The organism is Alteromonas portus (genome assembly GCF_005117025.1).
Taxonomy (GTDB): domain Bacteria; phylum Pseudomonadota; class Gammaproteobacteria; order Enterobacterales; family Alteromonadaceae; genus Alteromonas; species Alteromonas portus.
Genome location: NZ_SWCO01000001.1, coordinates 743,348 through 760,657, shown reverse-complemented (window position 1 = coordinate 760,657; position 17,310 = coordinate 743,348). Strand labels below are relative to the sequence as shown.

The window sequence follows — 17,310 nt, the reverse complement described above, 5'->3', positions numbered from 1 at the left end:
CTGCTTTGCTGTGAGGCCTGTAAGTACTGAACACTTACTCTATGCCAATGTATTTATGTGTTTGTAAAGATAGTCGCCAGTTGCGCTCAATACAAGTACGCACAGCCAACTCTGTCGCCCTCTTTTGTTGGCTAATTGGTTGTAAACAAACCTGTTTTCCTTCTAGCGAGGAGACATTGGCTAGCAGCGTATCTAGCTCGTCTATATGCTTTTGCATGGCAATGGGATGCTTAATTTCATTTGCTCTTTCAAGCGCACTCACTAAGACATCATATCCGCCTTTCATATTTATTTTAGGAGATACTGTCACGTAAGTACGCACATCACAAAGCACTTCAAAAGTACCACTGGTCTCTATCTGAGTTGAGTATCCGTTGTCGTGAAGTAAGGTTGTCAACGGGCGTAAGTCATACATACATGGCTCACCACCAGTAATTACCACATGCTTTGCTACATAACCTTGTTGTTTGAACTCGCTCAGCAGCGCCTCTTCACTTGAAATGAAGTAAGTTTCAGATTCTTCACTTTTGGTTATCACAGCTTGGGGCGACACACTGAGGTCTGGTTTGATTTCCCACGTATGTTTGGTATCACACCACGGACAACCCACAGGACAGCCTTGCAGACGAACAAAGATAGAGGGAATACCTGTGTGAGCACCTTCCCCTTGAATAGTTTCAAACATCTCATTGATGTTTAATGTGGACATTACAGACAATTTGACACCCTTTAACGATTGTATGTTGGGATTTTACCAAGGATCACATAAAATTCGGGCATAATTTCTTAAATCTTCGAAAAACTATGTCAGAAAACGTTGTTGTTATCTATTCAGGAGGCATGGACTCCTTCACTGTTCTGCATAAAGCACTAAAAGCAGGCAAAAAGGTCCACGCTTTAAGCTTTAACTACGGTCAGCGCCACAAGAAAGAGCTCGATTATGCGGCGAACGTGTGTAAATCCCTTAATGTGCCCCACAAAATTGTTGATATTAGCGCTATAAATACCCTTATAGGCGGCTCTGCCCTTACGTCAGATATCGACGTACCAGAAGGCCACTACGAAGAGCCTAGCATGAAGCAAACCGTGGTCCCTAATCGCAACATGATTTTGTTATCGCTGGCTGTCGGCTACGCAGTTAGTTTAGACGCAAATGAAGTGTACTATGGCGCTCACTCTGGCGATCACGCCATTTATCCAGACTGCCGCCCCGAATTTGTACATAAAATGAATGATGTTTGCGGCATTGCGAATTACACACCTGTTACCATCATGACGCCTTATATTGATGACAGTAAAACGGCTATATTAACCGATGGCTTGTCTATGGGGTTGGATTATGGTCAAACATGGACCTGTTACAACGGTAGAGAAAAAGCATGCGGAAAATGCGGTGCATGCGAAGAGCGCTTAGAAGCGTTTAAAGAAAATGGTGCTACCGACCCGCTTGAGTACGAATAAGCGTTGCGCTAACCGGCATACGTTACTCTATAAAAAACACCCCTTGTTTCACGCTCCTCTATAAAGGCGTTAGAAATAAGGGGTGTTTATATATTGCTAGCCTTAATTAAATTACTTCTGGCTTTCAGAAATAAAGTAGCTCAGCTCTTTTATGCAGTGACGCAATACAGGATTCAAACGTGTATTTTTGCCATTCATGACAAACAACTCGTGACTAAAGTTAAATAAACTTCCCTGTGCGATTGGCACAAGTCCTAAAGCTGCCCCCTGCTCTTTTGCTATATAGTCTGGCAATAAGCCTATATATTCGCCCGTCATTATCGCCGACATTGCCGCATCAAACGAGTCAGAGAAGGTCTGGATAGATAGCCTGGTTTCATCTTCAATGTAGTTAGCTGAAGATAACCCTGAGATACCAATGGCAGGGTAGTCACCAATTTTAACGCCCTCAGGCAATTCAGTATCGCGATACTTCGCCAGTGGATGAGTTGGCGCACAGTACAACCGCCCCTCGGTTTTAATTCCTACGGGGTGGAAGGTTACAGATTCGGGCTTAACCATGTCGTAAGTTGAAACAACGAGGTGACATTCACCAGATAGCGCCACATGCTCAACTTCATTGTAAAGACGTGTTTGAATATTCACATGAATATCGTCAAATTTCTTCATCGTACTCTTAACCGCTTTACTCACGGCTAAGTGCATTGAAAGTGGAAGACCTGCCATTAGCACTAGCGTGATGTGGCCTGAATAATCATCGTGTAACGATTTCAGATTAAACACAAAGTTATCAAAGGCATTGAAGATGCGTTTGGTTTCTTGAAAAACCACCTCACCTTCTTTTGTCATTTGAAAGCCGCCACGGCCACGGTGACAAAGCACCAAATCTAAACGCTCTTCTAGCTTTTTGATTGCGGCACTGATGTTAGGTCGTTGCATACGCAACACGGGTTCTGCCGCAGTAAATCCGTTGCAGCTTGCTACCGCGTAAAACACTCGCAGTAGCTTGATATCTGACTCCTGAAGACGATTAAGCATATTAGCACCTGTTTATAGGTATAGTTATCGATACTCAAACTAGAACTATATGTAACTAATTGTGCTATTACAACGACATTTTACGGCTTTTCGTCTCATTTTGTGATGCAAATTGCAGTTTTGTGCTACCGAAGTAGACTTTTGATTAAAAATATCTACAAGAATATAAAGGAAATAAAAGAAAGTAGGCGTTATGACTTATGGAGAGTTATTTGGTTTTATACGAAAGCGCTACGCATTAAAACGAACCTTTAAGCCTTTGATAGAGCGCAAAAGAGAGAAGGGTAATTTTTACCCTTCAATAAGTTTTGACCATAACAGTGTTGATTACGACAGTGTAACTACCTGCTTTCTCAGTGCTTCTATGTCGTCACGTAACGACGCCGCTTTTTCAAATTCAAGCTCGCGAGCATATTCAAACATCTGTTTTTCAAGCTCGGTAATTTGATCCATCAACTCAGTTGCACTAGCAGTTTTCTGTTGTTTTTTCTTTTCTTCAACTTTGCGCAGTCTGACTTTACCTGACGCAGGGTGCGCGCTGTCGCCTAAGTCCATAATGTCGGTAATAGGCTTATTAAGTCGCATTGGCGTTATACCGTTTGCCTCGTTATGTGCCATTTGCTTCTCACGACGGCGTTCGGTCTCATCCATCGCCTTTCTCATCGACTTAGTAATACTGTCAGCGTACAAGATAGCTTTACCATTCACGTGACGCGCCGCTCTACCAATAGTTTGAATTAAAGAGCGCTCGGCTCGCAAGAAGCCTTCTTTGTCTGCATCTAAAATCGCTACCAGCGAGACTTCGGGCATATCTAAACCTTCACGCAACAGGTTAATACCAACTAACACGTCGAATTTACCTAATCGTAAATCACGGATAATTTCAATTCGCTCTACGGTATCGATATCCGAATGCAGATAACGCACCTTAACCCCGTGCTCATTTAAATACTCGCTTAAATCTTCTGCCATACGCTTAGTTAAGGTAGTGATAAGCACGCGTTCGTCTAGTTCTACCCGCTTTTGTATTTCAGACAGGACATCATCAACCTGAGTTGCAACCGGTCGCACTTCGATGACAGGGTCTAGCAAACCTGTTGGACGCACAACCTGCTCAACTATCTCACCGTCAGTTTTCTTTAACTCATAGTCACCGGGTGTTGCAGAAACATAGATGGTTTGCGGACAAATTTGTTCAAACTCTTCGAATTTAAGCGGTCGATTATCTAAAGCCGATGGCAGCCTAAAACCAAATTCCACCAAGGTTTCTTTTCTAGAGCGATCACCGCGATACATAGCGCCTACCTGAGAGACGGTAACGTGAGACTCATCAATAAACATCAACCCATCTGCAGGGAAATAATCTAAGAGTGTTGGAGGTGGTTCGCCCGGCGCTCTTCCTGAAAGATAGCGAGAGTAATTCTCGATCCCAGAACAATAGCCAAGCTCCATCATCATTTCGATATCGAACTGGGTGCGCTGTGAAATACGCTGCTCTTCAATCAGCTTATTCGCCTCTTGAAGCTGCTTTTTGCGATCGCCTAGCTCTTCCTTAATATGCTCAATAGCATTGAGGATTTTTTCTCGAGGGGTTACATAGTGCGTTTTAGGAAAAACCGTCGCACGAATAACTGACTTATCGACAGCGCCAGTTAGCGGATCGAACAAACTAATTTTATCTATCTCATCGTCAAACAGCTCTACTCTTACCGCTTGCTTTTCAGAGTCCGCAGGGAAAATATCTATAACATCGCCACGTACACGGAACGTACCCCGTTCAAACGCTAAATCGTTACGCTTGTACTGAAGTTCTGCAAGGCGACGTAAAATGTCACGTTGGTCCATGGTGTCGCCCTGGCGAAGGTGCAATAGCATCTTCATGTAGGATTCCGGATCGCCCAAACCATAAATAGCCGACACACTCGCTACAATAACTACGTCTCTGCGTTCCATTAACGCCTTGGTGGCGGACAGTCGCATTTGCTCAATGTGGTCATTGATTGACGCGTCTTTCTCGATAAAGGTATCTGTACTAGGAACGTACGCTTCTGGCTGGTAGTAATCGTAATATGAAACGAAGTACTCTACGGCATTATTAGGGAAGAACTCTTTCATCTCACCGTAAAGCTGAGCCGCTAATGTTTTGTTGTGTGCAAGAATAAGCGTTGGTCTCTGCACTTCTTTAATGACATTAGCCATAGTGAAGGTTTTACCCGAACCTGTAACACCTAATAGTGTTTGGCCGGCCAAGCCGCTTTCTAGACCATCCACCAAAGCTTCTATTGCCTTTGGCTGATCGCCTGCCGGCTTGTATTTAGAATGAAGCTCAAACCCTCTACTCATTTACTTAACCTTTTATTTAGCTTACTGCTGAACATGTTACTTGCACTCTGCTCGTGCAGATATATGCAGCACACAACCGTGATTTGCTACTCTGGTACTAGCTATGCTCAGGCGTTTCTTTATCCAATTCAAACTGAGTGGTTGCACGCTTAAAAACAACCAATGAAACACACGCCATAGCAATATTGGCAATAACTGTTCCTGCAAATAACCCCTTCAGTTCAAAAAGAAAACTCCCCGCAACGCTGATAGGTACGAAGAAAACAAACAAGCGGATGACACTCAAAGTTAACGCTGTCATTGGTCGGTGCATGGCATTTAACGATGAATTAGTCAGTATGATTATGCCCTGCATGCCATAGCCTAGTGGCACAATCATCAAAAACAGCTGTATTAATACGCTTACCTCAACTTCATTGGCGAAGGCAACGGCTATCCAACTAGACAGTGCCCACATAACAAGAAAAATAGCGAATTGCCAAACGAGAACAAACTTCAATGTAAGCGAGTAAGCTTTTTTTACCCGCTCTACCTGCCCTGCTCCCACGTTTTGGCTAATAAATGGAGGTAGTGTCATAGAAAGTGCTAGCACAACAATACTTGCAATAGACTCCATTCTGTTACCCACTCCCCACGCTGCAACCGCTTCAGCGCCGTAACCAGCAACTACGGCAGTCATCACCCCACCGGCAACAGGTGTCAGCATATTCGCCCCCGCCGCAGGCAGCCCTATTTTGAGAATGTCACGGCTGCTATCACGCAGCTCGGCAAGCGTTAGTAATCGAGGCAACATAAGCTTTCGACGAACGGCTAGAATATAGAGTATCCATACCGCGCCAACGATCCACGCTATAAAGGTAGCCAGCGCCGCACCTTTTATTCCCATCGCTGGGATGGGCCCAAGGCCGAAAATAAATATAGGGTCAAGCAACGCGTTTAATCCGCCCCCTGCCGCCATAACTATACTGGGTGTGCGGGTGTCGCCACACGCACGCAGTACGCTATTCCCTACCATTGGCATGGCAAGAAAAATACTCGATAAATACCACAGGCCCATATAATCAGAAATGTATGGCATTAGGTTGTCTGTTGCGTTAAGCAATTTAAACACAGGCTCTATGGTGAAAAAGCCGATAATTGCTAATCCTCCCACAAGCAAAACAGACAGCATTAAAGAGCCTGTTGCGTAGTGTTGAGACTTAGTTATTTCTTTGCTGCCTTGCAGCTTACCTATAATTGCAGACGTACCTATACCTAAACCAATATTCAAGCTTATTACGGTGAAGGTAACGGGAAAGGTAAAACTTATAGCAGCTAAAGGGTCGGTACCCAACAAGCTCACAAAAAAAGTATCGATAAGCCCAAAGCTCATCATCATTACCATTCCCAATATCATAGGAATAGTCATACGCTTTAACGTAGTACCTATATCTCCTTCCAATAAGTCGGAAGTACGTTGTTTAGCGTTTCTTTTTATCACTTGAGCTCCGGCAAACTTAAAATCCCCTCTTTAACTGGGCGTTAGTGTAAAAGAGTGAACGCCATTTCGCTATGCGTATTCGACAAACAAAACAAAGCATAAGAGGGTTGTAAAAAACGCGAGGTTTTTGGCAAAAGTACCTGCGATGAATCAATTCGGTGGCAACGCGACAAAACCACGAGTTTTTTAAACAAACAATGTAAAACGTGTGTGTATACCTTCATGACAGTTTAATTTCTATCCTGTTTCACTTTTAATATGCTGGTGAAACTTCTCAGGTGTATAAAACTAGCCAAAGAGAGCGTTTAAAAGACACACTAAGATGTTAATAAAATGTAAGACATTGAGAATTAAGCTGGATTTCTTTGAATAGCATTTAGACATTCGTTGAATTAACACACAAGCTACTTTTTGTTCAACCGATCTATTTCGATCGGGATTCGAGATCACAAAAACCACCTTAACCCTCTGTATTAAAAAGAATATATCCTCAATAACGTTACAACCTAATTAGATCAACACATATGTGATCTAGCAAATAAGTACAGCGAATCTAAGCTATCAACATAGTTATCCACAGATTTAGTGGATAACTAACGCCAGACCATATTCGGCGGGATTTCGTGCTCGATTAATTTCTCAACACGTAAGTAGTGACTAACCTTTTAATCCGTAGGTACAGGTTACAGATTTATTAAATACTGTACATAATAACAGTATGGAAGCGATTTTTTATTCTTTTTTGTTATACAACTTTACTTTAAAGAGATATATGACTTAATGATAAGAATTAAAACAATCACGAATGAAACCCCCTCTTATATATTAGCCATTAGGCAATTATGTGCAGTTATTAACCACCAGTTTCGATGCATTGACGACAAAATGAACATAAAAGCCTTAAAAAGCTATTTTTTGCGCAGTCAGTACAAATATTTCATTTATGTTGTTGACAGTTCCCAAGTACGTCTTTAATATTCGCCTCCGTTGAAGCACAGGTCCCCCTTAGCTCAGTTGGTTAGAGCGACGGACTGTTAATCCGCAGGTCCCCCGTTCGAGTCGGGGAGGGGGAGCCAACTTCAGCAAACAACTTAGGTGTCGATTCCCCCTTAGCTCAGTTGGTTAGAGCGACGGACTGTTAATCCGCAGGTCCCCCGTTCGAGTCGGGGAGGGGGAGCCACTTAGTTGGCTCTTAATCGCCTCACCCATTTCATTCTATTTTAATTCCTAAAACAACGCGTTTAGACATTAAATAACCCTAATTCAATCAAGTTGTTAAACCCGTTCTAAAAAGGGATAATAGACCTAATCTGTTTTTCTTTTTAATTCGCGGGCATTGTCCGTCAAGATTCCTCGAAGGAATTGCGTTATTCATGACTGAATTTTTACTGCTATTGATTGGTACAGTACTGGTTAACAACTTTGTGTTGGTTAAATTTCTCGGCTTATGTCCGTTTATGGGCGTTTCTGGAAAATTAGAAACCGCCATGGGTATGTCTATGGCTACCACATTCGTACTGACTCTTGCATCAGCATCAAGTTACTTGGTTGAAACCTATTTACTTGCTCCACTGGGCATCGGCTACCTTAGAACACTAGCCTTTATTCTGGTCATCGCGGTAGTGGTTCAGTTCACAGAAATGGTTGTGCACAAAACAAGCCCTACCTTATATAGATTGTTAGGTATATTCCTCCCTCTTATCACAACCAACTGCGCAGTACTTGGTGTAGCACTATTAAACCTTACCGAACAGCATAATTTCATGCAGAGCCTTATCTATGGTTTCGGCGCTGCGGTGGGATTCTCATTAGTGCTGGTGTTGTTTGCGGCTATGCGTGAGCGTTTAGCTGCTGCTGATGTACCTGTATCTTTTAAAGGTGCCTCGATTGCAATGATAACCGCTGGTCTCATGTCTCTCGCATTTATGGGCTTCAGTGGACTGGTGAAAGTGTAATGACGATATCTACCGCTATTATATTCGCCCTCATTGCCATTGGCGCCCTTGCGCTTATTTTTGGTTTAGTTTTAGGCTACGCAAGCATCCGCTTTAAAGTTGAAGGCGACCCGCTTGTTGAGCAAATTGATGCCGTACTGCCGCAAACTCAGTGTGGCCAGTGTGGATATCCGGGGTGCAAACCTTATGCTGAGGCAATTGCAGAAGGTGATGATATTAATAAGTGCCCACCTGGTGGCGAGGCAACGATTAAAAAGCTCGCAGACTTGATGGGGGTCGAACCAAAACCTCTTGACGCAGCACACGGCGAAGAAGACGTAAAAAAAGTTGCCTTCATTCGCGAAGACGAATGTATCGGCTGTACCAAATGTATTCAGGCCTGCCCTGTCGACGCTATTTTAGGTGCCGCCAAACATATGCATACAGTTATTACTGATGAATGTACAGGGTGCGACTTATGTGTAGATCCCTGCCCTGTCGACTGTATCGACATGGTGCCGATTGCCCAAACCACTTCTACATGGAAATGGGATTTTGAATCATCACCAAAAGGTGATATCCCCATCAAAATGGTGTCGTAATTGTGATGTATCCAAGTTTTGATTCAATTATAGAAACCCTTGAAGCGGGAAAGATGTACTCATTTCCTGGTGGCGTACATCCTGACGATAAAAAAACGCTTTCTAACACATCAGTAATAAAGAAGCCGTCGTTACCCGAATTACTGATTGTCCCGTTAAGGCAGCACATTGGCTCAGACGGTATTTGCTGTGTGGAAGTTGGTGATTTCGTATTGAAAGGCCAAATACTTTCGCAAAGCTCTTCACCCTTTTCAGTACCGGTTCACGCGCCGACTTCGGGTGAGGTTGTTGCGATTGCGCCACATGTTGTGGCACACCCCAGCGGCCTAACAGAAATGTGTATTTCAATACGCCCAGACGGTAAAGACACATGGTGCGACCTGTCACCCATCGCTAACTACAGCGAGCTTGATAAAAACAAACTTATTGAAGCCATTTGCCAAGCTGGTATTTCTGGAATGGGTGGAGCGGGTTTTCCTACCCATATAAAAACATCTACGTCTAAACCCGTCGAATTCCTTATCCTCAACGGCATTGAGTGCGAACCCTATATCACGTCTGATGATCGATTGATGCGTGAGCACGCCTGGCAAATACGCCAAGGTCTAGACATTCTTACTCACCTTATCGGGCCAAAAGCAATTGTGGTGGCCGTTGAAGACAATAAGCCCGAAGCTTTCGAGGCACTCAATATTGCCTGTCAGGATAAGAAAGATTACCGCGTTGTTAGCGTTGAAACTAAATACCCTGCCGGCGGCGAAAAACAGCTGATTCAGGTACTGACTGGCCGAGAAGTTCCAAGAAATGGATTGCCTGCCGACGTAGGCGTGATGATGTTCAACGTGGGTACCTGCTACGCTATTGCAGATGCCATATTACATGGTAAGCCACTCATAGAACGCATTGTTACCGTAACTGGTGAAGCCGTTGAATCACCTAGCAATTTCAGAGCGTTGTTGGGTACGCCTGTTTCTCATCTGTTAGACGAAGCAAACTACAACCCGAAAAAACAAAAAGCGCCTAAAGTGATTATGGGTGGACCTATGATGGGCTTCACTTTATCAGACGCTACAATCCCCGTGGTAAAAACCACAAACTGTTTGCTGGTTCCAGCAAAAAAAGAGCTGGTAGACGATAATGCAGAACGCCCCTGTATTCGCTGTAGTGCATGCGCCGACGCATGCCCTGCGTCATTGCTCCCCCAACAAATGTTTTGGCACGCCAAAGCAAAAGAGTACGATAAAGCCGAAGAATACGACCTTTTCGACTGTATAGAGTGCGGTGCATGTGCCTACGTTTGCCCCAGTGAGATCCCACTGGTGCATTACTATCGACAAGCTAAATCTGAAATACGCATTCAGCGCGATGAAAAGAACAAAGCTGAGAAGGCCAAACAGCGTTTTGAGGCACGTAAAGAACGTTTAGAACGCGAAAAACTTGAGCGCGAAGCAAAACATAGAAAGGCAAAAGAAGCACGTTTAGCCGCAAACAAGGCCAAAGAGCAAAATGCTGTGGCAGCTGAAAATGCGAATAACGCTGTTGATGCTGGCGCAACTGAAGCCAAGGACAAAGTAGCGGCGGCGCTTGCGCGTGCGAAAGCGAAGAAAGCGGCCATGCAGGCTAATGCGAATGCTGAAAGCAATCCAGCTAATGCCGGCGAACCAAATAATGCTACCGATGATAAAAAAGCACAGGTAGCCGCCGCAATTGCAAGAGCAAAAGCCAAGAAAGCCGCACAAGCCCAGAATGAAGTTCAACTTGATAGCGCGGATAAGCAAGTTGAACCGGCGTCATCGCCAGAAGATGACAAAAAGGCAAAGGTTGCTGCAGCAATCGCCAGAGCAAAAGCAAAAAAAGCCGCACAAGCTCAAAACGAAACGCAAGATGAAAGCGCTGTCGAACCATCAACCACAGACCAGCCAAGTAATGAGTCATCATCACCAGAAGATGAGAAAAAAGCTAAAGTTGCTGCCGCTATAGCAAGAGCAAAAGCGAAGAAAGCCGCACAAGCCAGCCAGTCTGAGGCATCTTCAGCAGAAAAACCTGCGGGCTCTCAAGGCGAAAAGCAAACTGAACTTTCCGATACTGAAACTAATTCAGAGCTAAACGCTGAAGCGCAGAAAAAAGCGCGTATTGCCGCGGCAATCGCTAAAGCTAAAGCGCAAAAAGCTGCTAAAAATAGCGAAGACGGTCAGCCTGATAAGTCAGTTTCAGGGCAAGGTGCGCCAACTCAATTAGATGAGCAGCCAGACAGTCACTCCAATGAACAGCTAGATGAAAAGCAGGCTAGGATCGCAGCGGCGGTAGCGAAAGCGAAAGCTAAAAAGGCCGCTTCGCAAAAAACGCAAGCATCTAGCCCTGATGGCGAGGCTGGTATTGAGAATCAAGATGTTAACTCGCCAGAAGAAGCCAGTTTTCAAAGCGTCAGCGAACAAAACAATAGTGCTCAGAGTGATAGCTCATCAGATCCTGTTAACAACTTGAGCGAAGCGGATGAAAAAAAAGCGCGCATTGCTGCTGCGGTGGCGAAAGCGAAAGCCAAAAAAGCGGCTAAGCAGGAAGAACATCAAGGAAGCGAGCAAACTGATGCTAACGACGCTGCCTCGACAAATGAAGCTGACGAGAAAAAAGCACGCATTGCCGCTGCCGTGGCAAAGGCAAAAGCAAAGAAACTTGCTCAAAAAGGTAATGGTGATTTAGCGACCACAACAGATACTGATGAACAGGAAAGCAGTAAATCATCTGAGCAGAGTGAATCGTCTACCAATGCAGCGCAAGCCACAAGCGCGCAAACCTCTTCTCAACCTACCGAGCAAGATGAAAAGAAAGCGCGCATAGCGGCTGCAGTAGCTAAGGCTAAAGCAAAGAAAGCGGCAGCTGAACAAGAGAAAGAATCAGAATGAAGTTAAGTTTATCGAGTTCACCACACCAACGGGTTAAACGCGATACCGGACAGGTCATGCGCATGGTCATTTACGCCATGATCCCAGGCATGATAGCTCAATCTTTTTTCTTTGGCTGGGGCATGCTTATTCAAGCAGTTATTGCGGTAGTAAGTGCACTAGTTATTGAAGGGGTTATTTTATATTTAAGAAAGCGCCCTATCGAACGCACCCTTACCGATTACAGCGCGGTTTTAACGGGCTTATTAATCGCTATTAGTATTCCACCTACCCTGCCGTGGTGGATGACGGTGACAGGCGTTTTCTTCGCCATTGCGGTAGCTAAACAGATTTACGGTGGGCTTGGCTTTAATATTTTCAACCCAGCCATGATTGCTTACGTGGTGCTGCTTATTTCATTTCCTGCAGCGATGAGCCTATGGTTGCCTCCCGCGACTCACGCTGGCATCACGCCAAGCTTTTTAGATTCGGTTTCACTCATCTTTACTGGTTTTACTACCAGTGGATACGATGTCACTCAACTCAAAACCATTGCCGATGGTGTAACCATGGCAACACCGTTAGATACATTGAAAACCGACCTCACGCAAGGCGTAACCTACTCAGAGTCATTAGCCAAACCTATCTTCAATGGCGGTTTATTCGAAGCCGCCGGTGCAGGATGGGGCATAGTAAGTCTTGCTTATTTACTCGGTGGTCTCTATCTATGGAAAACCCGCGTTATTAGCTGGCACATCCCAGGCGGCATGCTGCTGAGCGTATTCGTTTGTGCGGCATTGCTTCATCTGGTAAATGCAGATTACTATGCTTCACCGCTATTTCATCTATTTAACGGTGCAGTAATGGTAGGTGCCTTTTTTATCGCAACCGACCCAGTTTCAGCGTCAACAACACCAAAAGGCCGCATTATTTTCGGTGCTGCAATTGGCTTTTGGGTGGTAATCATCCGTACCTTTGGTGGGTACCCTGATGCTGTAGCGTTTGCGGTTATCATTATGAACATGGCGGTACCCTTGATTGATTATTATACCCGTCCTCGCGTATACGGCAAAAACGTGAGCAAAGGTCGAGGTAAACAGCAATGATGAAAGAAAGCCTAGCCAAAAACGGCCTAATGTTAGGTGCGTTTGCCGTTGTTACCACAGCATTAATCGCACTTACGTTTTTTGGTACCCAAGACAAAATTGAGCAACAAAAGCAGCAAAAATTGCTAAGCGTGCTTAATGAAGTCGTGCCTAGCGAATTCCACGACAATGCGCTTTACGCCAACTGCACAGAAGTCAATGCACCTGAACTTGGAAACAAAAAATCCCACAAAATATATCGTGCGACGTTAGACGGCCAACCTAGCGCATTAGTATTAGAAGCCACTGCGCCAGACGGATACAGCGGCGATATCGATATTGTAGTGGGTGTAAACGTCAGCGCTGCTATTAGTGCCGGTATGCCCCAAAATACAAACACTGATTTGCTCAATAGTGACAGTGAAAATGTTAATGTTACCGCGTTAGCACTCTCGGATACGCCAACGCCTATTAATCCATCTGATCTAGACGAGAATGAGACCCAAGCTAAACCAATCAGTATGAAAGTACTTGGCGTACGCGTTATTGAACACAAAGAAACCCCTGGGTTGGGCGACAAAATAGAGCTAGCTGTTAGTAACTGGATAACAACATTTAGTGGAAAGTCTTTTTCACCCGACAATTTGGCGCCTTGGCAGGTCAAAAAAGACGGCGGAGAGTTTGATCAGTTTACTGGCGCTACCATCACGCCAAGGGCGGTAGTAAGTGCAGTACGCAACGCTTTACTCTATGCACAGGCCAACCAGTCTATGCTTTTCGATGCACCTAACACCTGCGCAAATACAGAGTCTGTTGAAACGATTGATGCCGTTAATGTAAATGAGGCTCAACCTCATAGTGTAGAGGAGCTATAGTGTGACTGACTTTCGCGACCTGTCTTTACAAGGGCTTTGGAAGAACAATCCAGCACTGGTCCAACTGTTAGGTTTATGCCCGCTATTGGCTGTTACCGCAACCTTTATCAATGGTCTTGGGTTAGGCCTCGCTACTATGTTGGTATTAATCGGCAGTAACGTTACCGTTTCACTCGTTCGAAATGTGGTTAGAAACGAAATCCGCATTCCCGTTTTTGTTATGATCATCGCGGCATTCGTTACCATTGTTCAACTATTAATGAATGCTTACACCTACGACCTTTATTTAGCACTAGGTATTTTCATTCCGCTGATTGTAACTAACTGTGCCATTATAGGCCGCGCAGAGGCCTTTGCGTCGAAAAATGGGCCGCTCGCCTCAGCTTACGATGGGCTTATGATGGGACTAGGCTTTACCGCGGTGCTGGTTATTTTAGGTGGTATGCGTGAAATATTGGGTGCAGGTACGTTGTTAGCAGGGGCTGATAGGCTGTTCGGTCCAATTGCCGCAAACTGGACTATTACGCTATTTAACACTGAAACCCCGTTTTTGCTTGCGATCTTACCACCGGGTGCCTTTTTAGGCATGGGTCTTCTCATTGCCATCAAAAACAGTATAGATGCGAAGTTAGCCGCTAAGCAGACGTCGCCTGCGGTGAAGGCTGAACGGGTTCGCGTTACAGCTGAAAGCTAAACGCTAAAACATGCAAAACAAAAAAAGTATTGAGAAATGAATGATGTAGTTAAGCCGGCCAAGCCGCTTTCTAAGCAGGAAAAAGTTAAAGAAATAATGCGGATATTGGATGACCTTTATCCAGAAATTCCTATCTTTTTAGATCACAAAGACCCCTATACCTTACTCATTGCGGTTCTATTGTCGGCTCAATGTACCGATGAGCGCGTTAATCAGATTACGCCAAAGCTATTCGCTCGTGCAGATAACCCTTACGACATGGTATTGATGAGTATTGAAGAAATTCAAGACATTATCCGCCCTTGTGGTTTATCCCCCATGAAGTCAAAAGGCATTTGGCATTTGTCTGACATGATCATTAAACAACACAACGGTGAAGTGCCTGCAAACTTTGAAGCGCTGGAAGCCATGCCTGCCGTTGGTCACAAGACTGCCGCTGTGGTTATGTCTCAAGGCTTTGGCATTCCTGCTTTCCCGGTAGATACTCATATTCACCGTTTAATGTACCGCTGGGGTTTGTCGAACGGAAAGAGTGTTGAGCAGACAGAGCGTGACGCAAAACGCTTGTTCCCTAGAGAAAGATGGAACGACCTACATCTACAGATTATCTTGTACGGTAGAGAATACTGCCCTGCCCGCGGTTTCGACTTAAACAAGTGTGTTATCACACGTGAGTTCGGCAGAAAGAGTTTTATTAACGAAGTGCTGAAAGAACAAGAGAAAAAGCAAAAGTTGGCGCTTAAGAAGAAGCGCAAATAGAACATTTTTAAAGAGGAGCCATTAGGCTCCTCTTTTTTTAATTCCATTCACTTACTCACACAAACGATTTTGCGATTAACATACGACTTAGCCTTGTGGTTTGCCTCGAAAGGGGCAATCAAATTGGCTATGATGGTGGAGTTAGAGTTTTGCTCGCGCAAATCAAATAGAAATATAAAAATAATCCATGGAGAACACATGTCTCGATTGAATACTATCGCTAGGAAGCTAGCGTTTGGTGCATTAGTAAGTGCATGCAGTTTTGGTGTTTTTGCTGAAACTTCCCCCATCACTGACGAGCAAAAGAAAAATGCGGAAGCATTAATTCAAAAAGCCCTGAAAAGCGATTTAGGCTATAGCATTGTTGAATCACTGACTACCGAGATTGGCCCTCGCTTAGGCGGCTCTGAAGCTGAAAAGCGAGCCAGAGATTGGGGCGTGGTGGTAGGCGAGCGTCTAGGTTTTGATAAAGTCAGCATAGAAGAATTCACTATGCCATTTTGGGATAGAGGCCACCTGCATATTTCACTGACTGCGCCTTATGCCCAACCGCTTTATGGCACAGCACTAGGTGGCGCGGCGCCTTCTGAAAGCGAGATCAACGCAGACATCGTTTATTTCAGAGACATTCACGCGCTAACCGCAGTAAAAGACGGTGCCCTTAAAGGCAAAATTGCATTTGTCGATGGCGACGCCATGGTTAAAAGCCAAACAGGTGCAGGCTATGGTCAAGCAAATCAACGTCGCCGTATTGGTTGGCAACATGCGCAACGCGGTGGCGCTGAAGCGCTGGTAGTGCGCTCAGTAGGTTCTGACTCTCATCGTTTTCCTCACTCAGGCATGATGAGTTCAGACGGCGATAATTGGGCAGATATTCCCGTAGTCGCTATCTCAAACCCTGACGCAGACCATTTACGACGTCTACATAACTTAGGTAAACCGCTGTCATTGTCGCTTCACTCTGAATCGAAATGGAAAGGCGAAGTAAACAGCGGCAACGTAATACTGGATTTAGTGGGCAGTGAGAAGCCCGAAGAGATTATCCTTATTGGCGGCCACCTAGACAGCTGGGATTTAGGTACTGGTGCAGTTGATGACGGCGCTGGCGTTGCTATTACCACAGCAGCTGCGGCGTTAATTGCTTCACTGCCAGAACGCCCAAAACGCACCATTCGTGTGGTTATGTTTGGCGCTGAAGAAGTGGGCTTATTAGGCGCCTTCGCTTACGCTAAACAACACGAAAAGAACCTTGAAAACCACGTTCTGGCCACAGAGTCAGACTTTGGCGCGCAAACTATCTGGCAGCTTGTGTCAAACGTAAACCCCAAAGCGACTGTGCTAGTCGACGAAATCGCGAAGATTTTATCACCGCTAGGTATAGTGCGTGGCGGTTCAGACATTGCTGGCGGCGGCCCTGATATTATTCCGCTGGCAGCGAAAGGCGTACCAACGATTAGATTAAACCAAAACGGTAGAGATTATTTTGATCTTCACCACACGCCAGATGATACCTTAGATAAAATTGACCCCGATGAGCTTGCGCAAAATATTGCAGCCTACGCAGCAAGTATATACTTGTTAGCCGATTCGGACGTTGACTTAAAAGCTAAACAGTAGTTTCACGTTAGTAATCTCAAGCATTGGTCAGTGCATCTCGTGCTGGCCAATGCTTACCAGTACTCTGCTTACGAGTGCTCTGCTTACCCTCGCCTCTGCTAATACCCATTCTGCATTCCCACGCTCCGCTAGCAAACTTGCCAGCGCCTTCTGAGTAGGCAATGGTCTATGTGGATTGGTAAATATACCTCGTCCGAAATACTCAGGCTTTATTGCGCTTGAATAAGCTGGGCAACAAATCGCTTTGCTTCTTGCCTTGATGGCAATTCTACATGCTTATACGTATTCGCATGTTTAAAGGCAACGGTTGTTTTATTTATGGAGATATTTGAAATTAATGCACCTGGCATGGCGCTATTGAGGGTAGAAATAGAATCTTGAAATTGCATAGTAGATACTTCTTTATTGATGTTGTTTGTTTTGAATTCCTCGCAGGTTGGGTAAAGAAATCGAAAAACGAAAATCAGGCTCTAGCGTGAACATATTGTTTCAAAAAGAGCCCGTATTTTTTGAGGTCACTTCAGATAAGAGAAATGACCT

At 44.8% G+C, this 17,310-nt stretch carries 14 protein-coding genes and 2 tRNA genes; 11 read left to right on the top strand and 5 right to left on the bottom strand.

What is annotated here, in order from left to right:
* Positions 1-34 precede the first annotated feature (34 nt).
* On the bottom strand, positions 35-709 hold the full coding sequence (queE, locus tag E5672_RS03160) for a 7-carboxy-7-deazaguanine synthase QueE (protein WP_136781046.1): 675 nt from the start codon (positions 707-709) through the stop codon (positions 35-37).
* Between the two features lie 95 nt (positions 710-804).
* On the opposite strand from queE, the gene queC reads away from it, so the two are divergent.
* Positions 805-1,461, top strand: coding sequence for a 7-cyano-7-deazaguanine synthase QueC (gene queC / locus E5672_RS03155; RefSeq protein WP_071814131.1), 657 nt, complete (start codon positions 805-807; stop codon positions 1,459-1,461).
* Positions 1,462-1,572: 111 nt separating this feature from the next.
* Here the strand turns inward: queC and E5672_RS03150 are convergent, their stop codons facing one another.
* From E5672_RS03150 to E5672_RS03140, 3 genes are all read right to left on the bottom strand, one after another.
* Entirely contained in the window at positions 1,573-2,499 is a 927-nt protein-coding gene (locus E5672_RS03150) for a LysR family transcriptional regulator (RefSeq protein WP_136780875.1), read from the bottom strand.
* Between the two features lie 327 nt (positions 2,500-2,826).
* Positions 2,827-4,842, bottom strand: coding sequence for an excinuclease ABC subunit UvrB (gene uvrB, locus E5672_RS03145; protein ID WP_136780874.1), 2,016 nt, complete (start codon positions 4,840-4,842; stop codon positions 2,827-2,829).
* A 97-nt stretch (positions 4,843-4,939) separates the two neighbouring features.
* Complete coding sequence (locus E5672_RS03140) at positions 4,940-6,322, bottom strand: MATE family efflux transporter (protein ID WP_167483120.1); 1,383 nt, start codon at positions 6,320-6,322, stop codon at positions 4,940-4,942.
* A gap of 999 nt (positions 6,323-7,321) precedes the next feature.
* Here E5672_RS03140 and E5672_RS03135 point away from each other — a divergent pair.
* The 10 genes from E5672_RS03135 to E5672_RS03090 all read left to right on the top strand — a co-directional run bounded on the left by E5672_RS03135 (position 7,322) and on the right by E5672_RS03090 (position 16,770).
* Positions 7,322-7,398, top strand: a tRNA-Asn gene (locus E5672_RS03135).
* Positions 7,399-7,425: 27 nt separating this feature from the next.
* Positions 7,426-7,502: transfer RNA gene (locus E5672_RS03130), tRNA-Asn, on the top strand.
* A 193-nt stretch (positions 7,503-7,695) separates the two neighbouring features.
* Positions 7,696-8,277: an electron transport complex subunit RsxA gene (gene rsxA / locus E5672_RS03125; protein ID WP_014975993.1), complete on the top strand. Its 582-nt coding sequence runs from the start codon at positions 7,696-7,698 to the stop codon at positions 8,275-8,277.
* Complete coding sequence (gene rsxB, locus E5672_RS03120; RefSeq protein ID WP_136780873.1) at positions 8,277-8,858, top strand: electron transport complex subunit RsxB; 582 nt, start codon at positions 8,277-8,279, stop codon at positions 8,856-8,858. The genes rsxA and rsxB overlap by 1 nt, the downstream gene beginning before the upstream one ends.
* Before the next feature lie 5 nt (positions 8,859-8,863).
* Positions 8,864-11,761: an electron transport complex subunit RsxC gene (rsxC, locus tag E5672_RS03115; protein ID WP_136781044.1), complete on the top strand. Its 2,898-nt coding sequence runs from the start codon at positions 8,864-8,866 to the stop codon at positions 11,759-11,761.
* On the top strand, positions 11,758-12,846 hold the full coding sequence (gene rsxD / locus E5672_RS03110; protein WP_136780872.1) for an electron transport complex subunit RsxD: 1,089 nt from the start codon (positions 11,758-11,760) through the stop codon (positions 12,844-12,846). Before rsxC ends, rsxD begins: the two co-directional genes overlap by 4 nt.
* Positions 12,843-13,700, top strand: a complete 858-nt coding sequence (locus E5672_RS03105) for an RnfABCDGE type electron transport complex subunit G (RefSeq protein ID WP_136780871.1) — start codon at positions 12,843-12,845, stop codon at positions 13,698-13,700. Before rsxD ends, E5672_RS03105 begins: the two co-directional genes overlap by 4 nt.
* Before the next feature lies 1 nt (position 13,701).
* Positions 13,702-14,394, top strand: a complete 693-nt coding sequence (locus E5672_RS03100) for an electron transport complex subunit E (RefSeq protein ID WP_136780870.1) — start codon at positions 13,702-13,704, stop codon at positions 14,392-14,394.
* Positions 14,395-14,430: 36 nt separating this feature from the next.
* Positions 14,431-15,153, top strand: coding sequence for an endonuclease III domain-containing protein (locus E5672_RS03095; RefSeq protein WP_071814123.1), 723 nt, complete (start codon positions 14,431-14,433; stop codon positions 15,151-15,153).
* 198 nt (positions 15,154-15,351) lie between these two features.
* Positions 15,352-16,770, top strand: a complete 1,419-nt coding sequence (locus E5672_RS03090) for a M20/M25/M40 family metallo-hydrolase (protein ID WP_136780869.1) — start codon at positions 15,352-15,354, stop codon at positions 16,768-16,770.
* 209 nt (positions 16,771-16,979) lie between these two features.
* Here the strand turns inward: E5672_RS03090 and E5672_RS03085 are convergent, their stop codons facing one another.
* Positions 16,980-17,159, bottom strand: coding sequence for a hypothetical protein (locus E5672_RS03085; protein WP_136780868.1), 180 nt, complete (start codon positions 17,157-17,159; stop codon positions 16,980-16,982).
* Positions 17,160-17,310: the final 151 nt, after the last annotated feature.

Bases quoted from the DNA above. Each gene is read 5' to 3' on its own strand.
- rsxD (WP_136780872.1), top strand. From the start codon at position 11,758: ATGAAGTTAAGTTTATCGAGTTCACCACACCAACGGGTTAAACGCGAT.
- rsxC (WP_136781044.1), top strand. From the start codon at position 8,864: ATGTATCCAAGTTTTGATTCAATTATAGAAACCCTTGAAGCGGGAAAG.
- E5672_RS03150 (WP_136780875.1), bottom strand. From the start codon at position 2,499: ATGCTTAATCGTCTTCAGGAGTCAGATATCAAGCTACTGCGAGTGTTT.
- queC (WP_071814131.1), top strand. From the start codon at position 805: ATGTCAGAAAACGTTGTTGTTATCTATTCAGGAGGCATGGACTCCTTC.
- queE (WP_136781046.1), bottom strand. From the start codon at position 709: ATGTCCACATTAAACATCAATGAGATGTTTGAAACTATTCAAGGGGAA.
- rsxA (WP_014975993.1), top strand. From the start codon at position 7,696: ATGACTGAATTTTTACTGCTATTGATTGGTACAGTACTGGTTAACAAC.
- E5672_RS03085 (WP_136780868.1), bottom strand. From the start codon at position 17,159: ATGCAATTTCAAGATTCTATTTCTACCCTCAATAGCGCCATGCCAGGT.
- uvrB (WP_136780874.1), bottom strand. From the start codon at position 4,842: ATGAGTAGAGGGTTTGAGCTTCATTCTAAATACAAGCCGGCAGGCGAT.
- rsxB (WP_136780873.1), top strand. From the start codon at position 8,277: ATGACGATATCTACCGCTATTATATTCGCCCTCATTGCCATTGGCGCC.
- E5672_RS03090 (WP_136780869.1), top strand. From the start codon at position 15,352: ATGTCTCGATTGAATACTATCGCTAGGAAGCTAGCGTTTGGTGCATTA.
- E5672_RS03105 (WP_136780871.1), top strand. From the start codon at position 12,843: ATGATGAAAGAAAGCCTAGCCAAAAACGGCCTAATGTTAGGTGCGTTT.
- E5672_RS03095 (WP_071814123.1), top strand. From the start codon at position 14,431: ATGAATGATGTAGTTAAGCCGGCCAAGCCGCTTTCTAAGCAGGAAAAA.